Below are 249 nucleotides of genomic sequence, written 5' to 3'. Positions count from 1 at the left end.
ATCCGCATCCGAAGCGTTGGAACCGGCACTGGCTGTGCTTGAAGCCGGTGAGGTTGTCGCCATTCCGACCGAGACCGTCTATGGCCTCGCCGGGGACGCCACCAACGGCCGGGCGGTTGCCCGCATCTTCGAAGCCAAGGGGCGGCCACGATTCAACCCGCTCATCGCCCATGTCGCGGATATGGCGATGGCGGAGCGGATCGCGATTTTCGACCCGTTGTCACGCAAGCTGGCCGAGGCCTTCTGGCC

Annotated in this window: 1 protein-coding gene; it reads left to right on the top strand. The window is 65.5% G+C overall.

Annotated features, from left to right (window positions below):
* Positions 1–249, top strand: a 249-nt coding sequence (locus NLU14_RS22625; protein WP_275710841.1) for an L-threonylcarbamoyladenylate synthase, incomplete at both ends; no start/stop codon positions are given.

This window comes from Marinobacter iranensis, assembly GCF_029207565.1.
Taxonomy (GTDB): Bacteria; Pseudomonadota; Gammaproteobacteria; order Pseudomonadales; family Oleiphilaceae; genus Marinobacter; species Marinobacter iranensis.
The sequence above is the reverse complement of the archived record's forward strand: the minus strand, read 5'-3'. Positions and strand labels throughout refer to the sequence as shown.